The organism is Jiangella endophytica, assembly GCF_003427025.1.
Classification (GTDB): domain Bacteria; phylum Actinomycetota; class Actinomycetes; order Jiangellales; family Jiangellaceae; genus Jiangella; species Jiangella endophytica.
Genome location: NZ_QVAI01000011.1, coordinates 100,388 through 112,088 on the forward strand (window position 1 = coordinate 100,388; position 11,701 = coordinate 112,088).

Below are 11,701 nucleotides of genomic sequence, written 5' to 3' on the forward strand. Positions count from 1 at the left end.
TCACCGGCGGCGGCAGCGGGCTCGGCGCCGCCGCGGCGGACCGGCTGCGTTCGTCCCCGCCATGCGCGAACGCGGCTGGGGCCGGGTCGTCAACATCGCCAGCATGGCAGGCAAGGACGGCAACCCGAACCTGTCCGCCCATCGCGCCGGCCGTCATCGCCACTCCCATGAACGACGACACCGCGCCCGACGTGCTCGCCCACATCGCCGGCCTCATCCCGATGAAGCGGGTCGGCCGGCCGGGGGAGGTGGCCGAGCTGATCGCGTTCCTCTGCTCCGACCGGGTCAGCTTCTCGACCGGCGCCGTCTACGGCATCAGCGGCGGCCGCGCCACCTCCTGGACGCCGCCCCGGCGTCAGCCCGTGACGAGCGAGGCCTCCGCCTCGGCGGCGGCGCGCTCGCGCAGGACGCGGCGCTCGAACCAGACCGTCATGAACGGCGGGATCGCGGACGCGAGGCCGAGGATCGTGGTCGTGAAGGACCAGCGCTCGGCGCGCCAGGCGGCGATCACGGTGACGAGGTAGACCAGGAAGATGCCGCCGTGGATCGGGCCGAAGATCTGCACGCCGATCTCGTTCTCGACGACGACGTACTTGAAGAACATCCCTAGCAGCAGGCCGGCCCAGGAGATGCCCTCGGCGACGGCCGCGATGCGGAACCAGCGAAGCGCAGCACTCACGCGGTCACCCTACGGGCCGCCCGGCGGCGCCGGTGCGGCGGCCCCACGCAGCCGGACGATCTCCGCGCGCGAGTGCGCCACCGCGGCGGACGTCTCGCCGCCCGCGGCGGCGAGGTCGTGGCCGAGGTCGCGAGCCGCCCGGACGACGTGCTTCTCCGCGCGCCGGCCGGTGCCCCGGGGCCGCTGCCGCAGGGCTGCTCGGCGCTGCCTGCGGTAGCCGGTCGCGGCGGCGAACTCGGCCTCGGTGAGCACACCGTCGCTGACCTCGGGTCGCAGGATGGCCGCCAGGTAGACCCGCTCGCGCCGTCCGGCCCACCGGATCGCGACGGCCAGCGCGACCAGGCTGAAGATCACCGTGGCGGCCATGATGACCAGCGAGAGCACCGTGCCACCGCCGAGCGCGAACGCGGAGTCCCAGACGCCGTGCACCACCAGCGCCGCGAGTACGAGCAGGACGCCCCGCCCGGCCCGCAGCGGCTGCGCCACCGTCCCGATGAGATAGACCAGGCCGGCCGAGAACAGCGCCGTGTACAGCGCGTGCGACGAGACGCCGGTGGCCATGCGGGCGGCGTAGGTGCTCAGCACGCTGCCGACCTGGTCGGCGCCGAAGTGCTCGGCCGCCGCGTTGCCGCCGTAGAGCACGTCCTCGAGCACCTGGAAGCCGAGCCCGACGTAGGCGCCGACGATCAGGCCGTCGGCCACCGTCCGGATGACGACCGGCGCGAGGCCGAGCAGCAGCAGGAACCCGATGCCCTTGGCGGTCTCCTCGACGAACGGCGCGGTCAGGCCCGCCTTCCAGTCCTCCGCCCAGCCCTGCCCGAAGATCTTCGCGTACAGCGACATCATCGCCGCGTTGGCCGGCAGCGCGATGGCGTACGTCGCCGCGAAGCCACCGAACACGAACGCCGCGGCGGCCAGTCCGGCGGGTGTGCGCTCCCATCGGTCGGCCCAGCGCAGGAACAGTACGAAGACCCCGGTGAACGCGGCCGCGCCCAGCAGAGCCGCGGTGTAGGCGTCGCCGTAGGCCGGCACCGAGCCGGCCGCCAGCCGCCAGGTGTGCCACAGGCCGCTGGCGACCAGCGCGACGTACACCCACCAGCAGGCGTTGTGCGGTTGCCAGAACACGAACCGCGCACCCCAGCCGGACTCCTCGATGGCGACCCGGCGCTGGTCGAGCACCTCACCGCGGGAGGCGCCGGCCGCCGTCGCCGTCACGAGGCGCTCCCGGCCGCGGAGAGGCTCTCGATCATGCCGGTGATCTCGTCGGAGCGCTGCGAGACCTGGTCCAGCGGACCGGCCACCTGGACCTCGACGCCGTCGCCGCCGAACACGAACGCGGCCAGCAGGCCGGTGACCCGCGGCGAGGTGAAGCCCTCCGTGGCCCCGGTGACGCCCTGGTCGGTGCGGATGGTGCCGGCCGGACCGGTGACGTGGAAGGCGTCGCCGCCCTCGGTCGTGGTGGTGATCGCGGTGATCTGCCGCAACAGCTCGCGCGGCGTGCCGTCCCATGGCCCGGCCCGCACGACCAGCGTGACGGAGCCGTCGGTGAGCACGACGTCGGGCGGCGACTGGTCGCCGGTGACGGAGTCGTCGCCGACCCGGATGCCGCTGGTGACGTCCCAGCCGACGGCCGGTGTGAACGTGACGTCGGGCGTCACCAGCATGACGTCGCCGGCCTCGATGCGGTCGTCCCACGCCACCTGGTCGTCGATCCACGGGATCAGGACGACCCAGAAGGCCCAGACGGCCAGCGCCACCAGAGCGAACGGGAACGTGCGGCGGTCGAGGCCGAGGAGCCGGTGCTCCGCCGGGACCCTGACCGCGGGTGTCTCGATCATCAGGACCTCCACCCAGAGTCACTGCTGATCAGAGCCATCAAACACCCTGCGGTCAGGGCCGGCAAGCGGTTCCGTCCGGCGGGCGGGCCGGACGGAACCGGTCCGGGGTCAGGACCCGGCGGCCGCCGCGAACGTGAGGCGGTGGATCTCACCGGCGCCCGGAGCGACGGCGTCGGTGACGAAGTAGACCTCGCCCTCGTCGTCCGTGCCGAACGAGGTGATCCGCGGCGGCAGCATGCCGACCGCGTCGTTCGCGACGTGCCCGCCGCGGCGCTGTTCCTGGATGGCGAACGCCTGCCCGGTGCAGTAGTCGGCCGCGACGTAGATGCCGTCGGCGACGTCCTCGAACTCCTCGCCGCGGTAGACGACGCCGCCCATCACGGCGCACCGGTCGTTGCCGGACAGGCCGTAGGAGAAGACCGGGTCGGTGTAGTCGGCGCGCGGGTTGCAGCGGATGTCGAGGAACGGGTCGGGGGCCTCGCCGGCCGACTCCGGAACGCGGTGCAGGTCCGTGCCCTCGCGGCAGGACCAGCCGAAGTTCCAGCCGTCGCGCGGCAGGTCGCCCTTGTCGATGGAGACGTGGTTGATCTCCTCCCAGCGGTTCTGCCCGACGTCGCCGATCCAGATCGAGTCGCTCTGCGCGTCGATGGAGAACCGCCACGGGTTGCGCAGGCCCCAGGCCCAGATCTCCGGCCGCGCGATCAAGCTGCGGGCGAACGGGTTGTCCTTCGGGATGCAGTAGAGGTGGCCGTCGCACCCGCGCATGACGTCGATCCGGACGATCTTGCCGAGCAGCGTGCTGAGGTTCTGCGCGCCGTAGAGCGGGTCGTCCGCGCTGCCGCCGTCGCCGGTGCTCCAGTACAGGTAGCCGTCGGGACCGAACATCAGGTCGCCGCCGTTGTGGTTGCCGTTGAGGTTGTGCTGCTGACGCAGTACGCGCTCCTCGGTGGCCGGGTCGACGACGGCCTGGGCGGCGCTGTCGAGCACGAACCGCGAGACGGTCAGCGCGCCGTTCTCGACGCCGGTCCCCAGGGCGGTGTACGAGACGAACAGCGTGTGGGTGCGGTCGAAGTCCGGCGACGGCGCGACGCCGAGCAGTCCGCGCTCGTTTCCGGCGGTGCTGACCCGGCTGGTGAGGTCGAGCAGCGGCTGGGGGTCGACGGTGCCGGTGTCCGGGTGGAAGACGAGGATTCGGCCGCCCTTGTCGACGACGAACAGCCGGCCGCTGCCGTCGTCGGGCGTGCCGATCGCGGAGAGCCGGAGCCCGGTCGTCGCGACGACCTCACTGCCGACCTGGAGCTCGGAGACGGGAAGGGGGCGGTCGCGGTCGGCCTGCGCCGCGGCCGTCGTCGCCACGGTGGCGACGAGGAGGAGCGGAAGCACGAGGGCGACCCGCAGTTTCCGGGCGAGGGGGACGGGTGTAGCGGACATGACATCTCCTCATGGACGATGAGTGTTCGCGCGCGGTGATACGTGACACGGCGCCGAATGGATTGCGCCGCGGGCGCGACTCTCAGGTCCGCGCGTCCTCGAGCAGCACGGCGAAGCCGTCGAGATGCCGGGCGAGACCGTATTCGAACAAGCCGTCCAGGTCGGCCGCGACGTCGCCGGGCGCGGCCGCCAGCAGCGGGAACCGGCCGTCGAGCAGCTCGCCGGTGCGCTCGCGCTGCGTCTGGCGCCACCGGTCCAGGGTCACGCCGGTCTCCTGCTCGGCCTCGACCTCGTCGGCGAGCGACAGCGCCACGGTGACGACCAGCGCGTGCAGCGTCAGCGCCTCGCGCATGCGGGTCCTCGGGGACAGCCCGAGCCCGTCGAGCGCCCGCAGCGTCCACTCGGTGTAGGCGGCCAGCCCGGGCACCAGCAACGGCCGGGTGAACGAGATCGCCCGCGCCAGCCACAGGTGCCGGCGCGACAGCGCCCACTGCCGTCGCGCCACCAGCTCGAGCTTGGCCCGCCAGCCGTCCGGCCCTGGGTCGGGCAGCTCGGCGGCGCGGACGACGTCGTCGACCATCTGCCGCACGAGATCGTCCTTCGTGGCCACGTGCCGGTACAGCGACATCGGCCCGGTGCCCAGCTCGGCGGCCAGCCGGCGCATGGTGACGGCGTCGAGGCCCTCGCGGTCGGCGATGGCGACGGCGGCGCGCAGGACGTCGGCACGGGTCAGCGACGGCGGCAGCGGACCGGTCGGCCGAGCGGACCGCCGCGCCGTGACCACGGGCCGGACGGCACGAGCGACGACGGCGCCGGAGCCGACCCGGGTCTCGGCCAGGCCCTCGTCGCGCAGGGTCGCCATGACCCGGGTCGCGGTGGCCAGGGCGACGCCCCACCGCTGCGCGATCTGCCGCACCGACGGCAGCCGCTCCCCCGGCCGCAGCTCACCGGCCAGGATGCCGGCGCGCAGCTCGGCGGCGATGCGCCGGTACGGCGGCTCGGCCGGTGTCATGGTCGCCAAGTGTACTAGTTCGCTGACTCGGGCGTCAGGACACTTCACCGTCGCTAACTGCACGTTTGTTGCTGTGGCGTTCCTACGCTGGAGGCATGCGAACCGATACACCGTACGCACCGATTCGCCGGATCGGTGCCGAAGAGCACGAGACCGTCGTGGGCGTCCTCGTCGAGGCGTTCCGCGACGATCCGTTCGTCGAGTGGCTGTTCCCGGAGCCGGCGGGACGGTCCGAGCGGCAGGCGGGGTACTACCACTCGCTGCTCGCCCACCCCGCCGCCGAGGCCTACCTGTCCGGCCGCGACGGCGTCGCCGTCTGGATCGGGTCGGCCGGCGGCCCCGAGCCGTCCGGTGCGCCGTCCGGTGCGCCGGACGCCGAGGTGGACGCCGGGCCCGAGCCCGCCGACCGGCTGCGGGCCGTCGGTGCCGCCCTGGCCGGGCGGCACCCCGCCGACCGGCCACACCTGTACCTCGCGGTCATGGGCGTCGTCGCCCGGCGGCGCGGCGGCGGGCTCGGCTCGGAACTGTTGCGACACCGGCTGCGGCGGGCCGGCTACGACGCCGTCGGCGCCTACCTGGAGGCCGCCTCGCCACGCAGCCGTGCCCTCTACCTGCGGCATGGCTTCGAGGACTTCGGCCCGCCGGTCCAGCTCCGCCGGGGCCCGGCGCTGTTCCCGATGTGGCGCCCGCCGACCGCCCGCACGACGTCCGTCCCCACCCTGCAGAGGAGCACCCGGCCATGACCACGCCCACCCTGATCTTCGTCCACGGCACGCACTCGGCGGCGCACAGCTGGTCCGGGCTCGTCGGCGAGCTCGCGTTGCGCGGCCACCGCGCGATGGCCGTCGACCTGCCCGGCCACGGCATCGACGGGTTCTTCCCGCTCGCGTACCAGGCGCCGCAGGATCTCGCCGCGCTGGCGGCGGAGAAGTCGCCGCTGGCCGGCTACACGCTGGTCGACTATGCCGCGCGCGTCGTCGACGTGGTGCGCCGGGCCCGCGAGCACGGCCCGGTGATCCTGACCGGCGCCAGCCAGGGCGGCGTCACCGTCAGCCGGGTCGGCGAGGCCGTCCCGGAGCTGCTCGACCGCGTCGTCTACGTCTCCGCCTACTGCCCGGTCGAGCTGCCCAGCATGGCCGCGTACTTCGCGACGCCGGAGAACGCGGACAGCCTGGTCGGCCTCGTCACCGCGGCCGTCGTCGGCGACCCGGCGCAGCTGGGCGTGGCCCGGGTCAACTGGCGCACGGCCGACCCGGAGCTGATCCGCGGCATCCGCGAGTGCCTGGCCGGCGGCTTCACCGACGAGGAGACGACCCGCCTGCTGAGCCAGTTCCAGCCGGACGAGCCGGTCGCGATCCCACCGGCCGAGACCCGCGTCGGCGCGCAACGCTGGGGCCGGATCCCGCGGACCTACGTCCGGTTCACCGAGGACCGGCTGATCCCGCCGGCGCTGCAGGACCGGTTCATCGCCGAGGCCGACCGTCTCACCCCGGACAACCCCACCGACGTCCGCAGCGTCGCCGCCCCGCACGTCGGCCCACCGCACCGTCCCGAGCTGGTGGAGATCTTCGCCGGACTCGCCGGCGGGTCGGCCGTGCCGCCTGCGCGGCCGGCCGGCGGAGGGCGATAATGCGACGGTGACCGATCCCGCGACGCCGCAGGCCGTGCTGGGGCCGCTGACCGAGGCAGCGATCTTCCTCGTGGTCACGGTCGACGACGGCGGCGAGCAGGCCGCGCGCGACCTGCTCGCCGACCTGTCCGGGCTGACCAGGGCGGTCGGCTTCCGCAGCGTCGACGACGGCCTGACCTGCGTCGCGGGCATCGGCGCCGGCGCCTGGCCGCGGCTCGTCGGCGGCGACCCGCCGTCCGGGCTGCACCCGTTCCGGGCCATCGCGGGCAGCCGGCACACCGCCGTCGCCACCCCTGGCGACCTGCTGTTCCACCTCCGGGCCCGGCGCATGGACCTGTGCTTCGAGCTGGCGACGCTCATCACCGGGCGGCTGGCCGGCGCCGCCACCGTCGTCGACGAGGTGCAGGGCTTCCGCTACTTCGACCAGCGCGACCTGCTGGGCTTCGTCGACGGCACGGAGAACCCGACCGGCGCCGCCGCGGCCGCCGCCGTCCTCTCCGACGAGCCGGGCTTCGTGGGCGGCAGCTACGTCGTCGTGCAGAAGTACCTGCACGACATGGACGCCTGGAACGCGCTGCCGGTCGAGGAGCAGGAACGGGTCATCGGCCGCCGCAAGCTCTCCGACGTCGAGCTGTCCGACACCGAGCAGCCGAGCAACTCGCACGTCGCGCTGACCACCATCGTCGACGACGACGGCGAGGAGCGCGAGATCCTGCGCGACAACATGCCGTTCGGGCGGCCGGGCGCCGCCGAGTTCGGCACCTACTTCATCGGCTACGCCGCCCACCCCGACGTCATCGAGCAGATGCTGGACAACATGTTCGTCGGCCGGCCGCCGGGTCACCACGACCGCATCCTCGACTTCTCCGTCGCGGTCACCGGCGGACTGTTCGCCGTGCCCACCGTCGACGCCCTCGACGACCTCGCCGACCCCCCGAGCCCGACGCCCGCGTCCGACGGCAGCCTGAACGTCGGCAGTCTCAAGAGGAGCGACGCCTCATGAACAACCTGCACCGGGAACTGGCACCCATCTCGGCCGCCGCCTGGACCGACATCGAGGCGGAGGCGCGGCGCACGTTCGTCCAATACGTCGCCGCCCGCCGTGTCGTCGACGTCATCGGCCCCGGCGACGGCGTCCTGCACGGGGTCGGCACGGGTCACCTGCGCACGCTCGACGCGCCCGGCGACGGCGTGCTGGCGCGCAGCCGCGAGGTGAAGCCGGTGGTCGAGCTGCGCGTCCCGTTCACCGTCGACCGCCAGGCCGTCGACGACGTCGAGCGCGGCGCCAAGGACGCCGACTGGCAGCCGGTGAAGGACGCCGCGAAGCGCATCGCGTACGCCGAGGACCGCGCCATCGTGGCCGGCTTCGCGGCGGCCGGCATCGAGGGCATCGTCGCCGGCACCACCAACGCGCCGATCGCCCTCCCCGACGACGTCCGCGACCTCCCCGACGTCGCCGCCCGGGCCCTCACCACCCTCCGCCTGGCCGGCGTCGGCGGCCCGTACAGCCTGCTGCTGTCCGCCGAGGTCTACACCGCGGTCGAGGAGACCACCGACCACGGCTACCCGATCCGCGGGCACGTCGCCCGCGTCCTTCACGACGGCGACATCGTCTTCGCCCCCGCCATCGACGGCGGCCTGCTGCTGTCCGCCCGCGGCGGCGACTACGAACTGCACCTCGCCCAGGACCTCTCGATCGGCTACCTCTCCCACGACGCCGACACCGTCGAGCTGTACTTCGAGGAGGCCTTCACCTTCCTCGTCCAGACCGGCGAATCCGGCGTCGCCCTCGGTTCCTGACGAGGCGGCGGCGGTGCGTATCGAGGACGCGGCCACGGGCGCGAGCATCGCGGCGGCCGGGCTGGAGCTCACTCCGGACGAGGCCAGGGAGCTGGTGGACAGCCTCGCGGCGCTGCTCGCCGGGCCGGCCGGGCGGCACGAGCACGTCGCCGACGCCGACTTCCGCACCGAGCTGACCGTCTGGATCGCCGCCTCCTCGCCACCGGGCGAGTGAACCCGGGGCACCGGCGGTAGCGGCCGGCCGAGCACCCAGGAATCGGGCCGGGAGTACCAGGATTCCGGCCGGTGGGCAGGCCAGTGCTCGGCAACCGGCGCGGGGTGGTGCATCGTCGGTTCATGGAGCACTCCGGCCACCACCACGAGCACACCGGCGCACCCGCCGCCCCGCCGTTCCCGGCCGATCCGGCCGGCCTGCCCGAGGCGACCGCCCCGGCGACGCTCGAACCCGGCGACGGAGGCACGGTCGCGCTGACGGTCGCGCCGGTCGCGAAGCGGATCGGCGGCACCACCGTGCGCATGCTCGCCTACAACGGCTCCGTCCCCGGCCCGGCGTTGGTCGTGCGGCAAGGCACCGAGCTGACCGTCGACGTCACGAACCGCGGCGACCTGGACACCACGGTGCACTGGCACGGCCTGCGGCTGGACAACAGCAGCGACGGCGTCCCGCACGACACCCAGGCGCCGATCGCCGTCGGCGGCGAGCACACGTACCGGCTGCGCTTCCCCGACCCCGGCCTGTACTGGTACCACCCGCATCTGCGCGAGGACTACACCCAGGAGCTCGGCCTCTACGGCACCATCCTGGTCCTCCCCGCCGACGACGACTACTGGCCGCGGGCCCACCGCGACGTCGTCATGACGCTGGACGACCTGCTGATCGAGGACGGCCGCATCGCGCCGTTCAGCCCGGCCGAGACGACGCACGCGGCGATGGGCCGGTTCGGCAACGTCTTCCTCACCGGCGGTGACCCGGCGCCGGAGCTGACGGCGGACGCCGGCGAGGTGGTGCGGTTCTGGCTGGTCGACACCGCCAACACGCGGGTGTTCAACGTCCGGATCCCGGGCGCGCGGCTGAAGCGGGTCGGCGGCGACTCCGGCCGCGTCGAGCACGACGAGTTCGTCGACGAGGTGCTGATCGCGCCGTCAGAGCGGGCCGTCGTCGACGTGCTGTTCCCGGCGCCGGGCGAGTACGCGCTGGAGCACCACACCCCCGCCGGCACGCACCGGCTGGCGACCGTGACCGTGGCCGTCACACCGGCCGCGCCCGCTCTCACGGAGGCGTTCGAGACGCTCGGCGGCGCGCCCGACCTCGCCGCCGAGCGCGCCGGGCTGGACGCCTGGCTCGCGGCCGCGCCGGACGAGGTCATCTCGCTGGTCGCCGAGATGACCATGGACCACGGCGACCACCATCACGGGCACCACGAGCACCACGGCCACGCGACCGCCGACGGCATCGAGTGGGAGGACGAGATGGCGGAGATGAACCGCGTCTCGACCCCCGCCACGATCCGGTGGCGCTTCGTCGACCCGGCGACCGGCGACGAGCCGGACTGGCGCTTCAGCGTCGGCCAGCGGGTGAAGATCCGGCTGGTCAACGAGCTGGAGTCGGACCACCCGATGCACCACCCGTTCCATCTGCACGGCGCCGGCCGGTTCCTCGTCCTCGCGCGCGACGGCGCCGCCGAGCCGAACCTGGTGTGGAAGGACACCGTGCTCATCCGCACCGGCGAGACCGTCGACATCCTGTTCGACGTCACCAACCCGGGCCGCTGGATGGCGCACTGCCACATCGCCGAGCACCTCGAGAGCGGCATGATGTTCGGCTTCACCGTCACCGCCTGAGCCCGCCGGCACCGCGATCGCGGCGGGTCGCTAGCGCGGCACCGTGAAGGCGTCGACCAGATCGCCGGACTGGTCGATCGCCCGGCCGACCAGGCGGTCGGCGTAGACCAGCAGGTCGACGTAGTGCAGCGTGGAGCTGCTGACGGCGGTGAAGTCCGCCTGGCCGGTGGGCCGCAGCTTCGCGCCCGCGCCGGACACCACGTAGACCACGCCGTCGAGCACCTTCGACCGCTGGTAGTCGTGGTCGTGCCCGGCCAGCACCAGCGGCACGTCGTACTCCTCGAACAACGGCACCCAGCGGGCCTGGACCTGCGGGTCGGAGCCGTGCTGGCCGGCCGAGTAGGGCGGCTTGTGCAGTGCGACGACGGTCCAGGTGCCGGCCGGCTGCCGTGCGGCCAGCCGCTCCTCCAGCCACGCTGTCTGCGCCGCGTCGCCGGTGCGCTCGGTGTCCAGCACGATCACCCGCACCGGGCCGACGCGCTGCTCGTACCAGGTGTCGTCGCGGCCGAGCGCGGCCATGATGCGGTCCTGCTCACCGCTCCCGTAGTCGTGGTTGCCGAGCACCGGCAGCAACGGCACCCCATTGTCCAGCAACGGCGCGAACGGCTCCGTGACCGCGTCGTCGACCCGCTCGGCGTCTCCGTCCTCGTAGACGAGGTCGCCGAGCAGCAGCACCGCGTCGTACGTGCCGCCACCGTCGCCGGACCGGCCGGCCATCTCGGCGACGGTGGCTCGCTCGGCCGCGTCTGCCGTCCCGGTGTCGCCGGCGACGGCGATCCGCGCGAGCGGGTCGTCGGTCACCGGCGGCGCCGGCTCCCCCGCGACGGCGGCCGGCGCCGGATCGTCGGGCGGACCCAGCGCCAGGCGCGCCCCGGCCACACCCGCCGCCACGATCAGCGTCGCGGCGACGGCGTAGCTCAGCAGCCTGCGGCCGTTCAGGTGGACGTCGCCTCCGCCCGCGCGACGGCGTCGGCGAACCGCTCGGCGACCGTCGGGCCGTCCGAGGGCGGCCGCGGGGCGCCCAGGTGGACCGCACGCAGCTCGTCCATGAACTCCCGCCACAGCGCCGGTCCGCCGTCGCGCAGCAGCTCCGCGCGCACCCGCAGCCGCAAGGTCGTCTCGCGGTGCCGCACGCCCCACGCGCCCAGCTCGGCCATGATGGGAACCAGGTCGATGGCCGCCTCGGTGAGGCTGTAGGCGGCCCGCTGCCCCTGGCGTGCGTCGTCGCGGGTGAGCAGCCCGGCCTCGACCAGCCGCTTGAGCCGGTCGGCCAGGATGTTCGACGCGATGCCCTCCTCGGAGCCGGTCAGCAGCTCGCGGAAGTACCGCCGGTTGCCGAACATCACGTCGCGCAGCACCAGCAGCGTCCACCGGTCGCCGAACGCCTCGACGGTCAGGTTGATCGGGCACCCGGACCGGGCCGGCTCACGCATACGTCTCCTCCCGGCAAGTGGTTGCACTTTACTATC

Annotated in this window: 13 protein-coding genes and 1 pseudogene; 7 read left to right on the forward strand and 7 right to left on the reverse strand. The window is 73.7% G+C overall.

Translation table 11 applies throughout. The features are described 5' to 3' along the window. Positions 1-46: 46 nt before the first annotated feature. Positions 47-335, forward strand: a pseudogene (locus tag DZA62_RS37655) (SDR family NAD(P)-dependent oxidoreductase); the annotation flags it as partial. Positions 336-355: 20 nt separating this feature from the next. Here the strand turns inward: DZA62_RS37655 and DZA62_RS21540 are convergent. The 5 genes from DZA62_RS21540 to DZA62_RS21555 form a co-directional block, all read right to left on the reverse strand. Continuing rightward, the gene (locus DZA62_RS21540; protein ID WP_116950998.1) at positions 356-679 is read right to left on the reverse strand and encodes a DUF3817 domain-containing protein; all 324 of its coding nucleotides are present in this window, start codon (positions 677-679) and stop codon (positions 356-358) included. A 9-nt stretch (positions 680-688) separates the two neighbouring features. Beyond that, a complete protein-coding gene (locus DZA62_RS21545) occupies positions 689-1,894 on the reverse strand; it encodes a PrsW family intramembrane metalloprotease (RefSeq protein ID WP_198664039.1) in 1,206 nt (401 codons plus the stop codon). Further along, entirely contained in the window at positions 1,891-2,517 is a 627-nt protein-coding gene (locus DZA62_RS36445; protein ID WP_198664040.1) for a hypothetical protein, read from the reverse strand. The genes DZA62_RS21545 and DZA62_RS36445 overlap by 4 nt, the downstream gene beginning before the upstream one ends. 108 nt (positions 2,518-2,625) lie before the next feature. After that, positions 2,626-3,948 (reverse strand): PQQ-dependent sugar dehydrogenase, encoded by a 1,323-nt coding sequence (locus tag DZA62_RS21550; protein ID WP_116951000.1) that lies wholly within the window; start codon positions 3,946-3,948, stop codon positions 2,626-2,628. An 82-nt stretch (positions 3,949-4,030) separates the two neighbouring features. Then, positions 4,031-4,960, reverse strand: a complete 930-nt coding sequence (locus DZA62_RS21555; protein ID WP_116951001.1) for a GntR family transcriptional regulator — start codon at positions 4,958-4,960, stop codon at positions 4,031-4,033. 95 nt (positions 4,961-5,055) lie between these two features. On the opposite strand from DZA62_RS21555, the gene DZA62_RS21560 reads away from it, so the two are divergent. The 6 genes from DZA62_RS21560 to DZA62_RS21585 all read left to right on the forward strand — a co-directional run bounded on the left by DZA62_RS21560 (position 5,056) and on the right by DZA62_RS21585 (position 10,232). Next, positions 5,056-5,703 (forward strand): GNAT family N-acetyltransferase, encoded by a 648-nt coding sequence (locus tag DZA62_RS21560; RefSeq protein ID WP_116951002.1) that lies wholly within the window; start codon positions 5,056-5,058, stop codon positions 5,701-5,703. Next, entirely contained in the window at positions 5,700-6,590 is an 891-nt protein-coding gene (locus DZA62_RS21565; protein WP_116951003.1) for an alpha/beta fold hydrolase, read from the forward strand. Before DZA62_RS21560 ends, DZA62_RS21565 begins: the two co-directional genes overlap by 4 nt. Positions 6,591-6,597: 7 nt before the next feature. Beyond that, positions 6,598-7,593 carry a Dyp-type peroxidase gene (locus tag DZA62_RS21570; protein WP_116951004.1) on the forward strand — a complete coding sequence of 332 codons (996 nt, stop codon included), beginning with the start codon at positions 6,598-6,600 and terminating at the stop codon, positions 7,591-7,593. Further along, positions 7,590-8,390, forward strand: a complete 801-nt coding sequence (locus tag DZA62_RS21575; RefSeq protein ID WP_116951005.1) for a family 1 encapsulin nanocompartment shell protein — start codon at positions 7,590-7,592, stop codon at positions 8,388-8,390. The genes DZA62_RS21570 and DZA62_RS21575 overlap by 4 nt, the downstream gene beginning before the upstream one ends. A 13-nt stretch (positions 8,391-8,403) precedes the next feature. Then, complete coding sequence (locus tag DZA62_RS21580) at positions 8,404-8,604, forward strand: hypothetical protein (RefSeq protein ID WP_116951006.1); 201 nt, start codon at positions 8,404-8,406, stop codon at positions 8,602-8,604. Between the two features lie 122 nt (positions 8,605-8,726). Next, complete coding sequence (locus tag DZA62_RS21585) at positions 8,727-10,232, forward strand: multicopper oxidase family protein (RefSeq protein ID WP_157987818.1); 1,506 nt, start codon at positions 8,727-8,729, stop codon at positions 10,230-10,232. Between the two features lie 30 nt (positions 10,233-10,262). On the opposite strand, the gene DZA62_RS21590 is transcribed toward DZA62_RS21585, so the two are convergent. Together DZA62_RS21590 and DZA62_RS21595 are read right to left on the reverse strand one after the other, a co-directional pair. Then, a complete protein-coding gene (locus tag DZA62_RS21590; protein WP_157987819.1) occupies positions 10,263-11,111 on the reverse strand; it encodes a metallophosphoesterase family protein in 849 nt (282 codons plus the stop codon). A gap of 56 nt (positions 11,112-11,167) precedes the next feature. Then, a complete protein-coding gene (locus DZA62_RS21595; RefSeq protein WP_116951009.1) occupies positions 11,168-11,665 on the reverse strand; it encodes a winged helix-turn-helix transcriptional regulator in 498 nt (165 codons plus the stop codon). Positions 11,666-11,701 lie beyond the last annotated feature (36 nt).

Bases quoted from the DNA above. Each gene is read 5' to 3' on its own strand.
- DZA62_RS21560 (WP_116951002.1), top strand. From the start codon at position 5,056: ATGCGAACCGATACACCGTACGCACCGATTCGCCGGATCGGTGCCGAA.
- DZA62_RS21585 (WP_157987818.1), top strand. From the start codon at position 8,727: ATGGAGCACTCCGGCCACCACCACGAGCACACCGGCGCACCCGCCGCC.
- DZA62_RS21565 (WP_116951003.1), top strand. From the start codon at position 5,700: ATGACCACGCCCACCCTGATCTTCGTCCACGGCACGCACTCGGCGGCG.
- DZA62_RS21595 (WP_116951009.1), bottom strand. From the start codon at position 11,665: ATGCGTGAGCCGGCCCGGTCCGGGTGCCCGATCAACCTGACCGTCGAG.
- DZA62_RS21575 (WP_116951005.1), top strand. From the start codon at position 7,590: ATGAACAACCTGCACCGGGAACTGGCACCCATCTCGGCCGCCGCCTGG.
- DZA62_RS21550 (WP_116951000.1), bottom strand. From the start codon at position 3,948: ATGTCCGCTACACCCGTCCCCCTCGCCCGGAAACTGCGGGTCGCCCTC.
- DZA62_RS21555 (WP_116951001.1), bottom strand. From the start codon at position 4,960: ATGACACCGGCCGAGCCGCCGTACCGGCGCATCGCCGCCGAGCTGCGC.
- DZA62_RS36445 (WP_198664040.1), bottom strand. From the start codon at position 2,517: ATGATCGAGACACCCGCGGTCAGGGTCCCGGCGGAGCACCGGCTCCTC.